The organism is Paraburkholderia sp. SIMBA_027 (assembly GCF_046535315.1).
Lineage (GTDB): Bacteria > Pseudomonadota > Gammaproteobacteria > Burkholderiales > Burkholderiaceae > Paraburkholderia > Paraburkholderia tropica.
In genome coordinates this window covers 1-266 of record NZ_JAWRWY010000736.1, presented here as the reverse complement: position 1 = coordinate 266, position 266 = coordinate 1, and the positions used below count along the sequence as shown (strand labels likewise).

The window sequence follows — 266 nt, the reverse complement described above, 5'->3', positions numbered from 1 at the left end:
CTAATAATTCTTTGTGCTCACCTTGCTCTATAATCTTCCCGTTATCCATGACAATAATATTATCGGCATTTCTTACCGTGCTCAGTCTGTGAGCGATAATCAGGACTGTTTTATTTTCAAAGAATATCTTCAAATTATTATGAATAATTTTTTCATTTTTGGTGTCTAGAGCTGAGGTTGCTTCATCTAGAATTAAAAAGTCCGGATTTTTGAAGACAGCTCTTGCTATGATAAGCCTTTGTTCTTGCCCCCCTGACAGATTAATA

1 protein-coding gene is annotated in these 266 nt (G+C 35.0%); it reads right to left on the bottom strand.

Annotated elements, in window-relative coordinates; translation table 11 throughout:
- A partial coding sequence (locus SB764_RS41000; RefSeq protein WP_410866897.1) for an ATP-binding cassette domain-containing protein occupies positions 1-266 on the bottom strand: 266 nt, incomplete at both ends.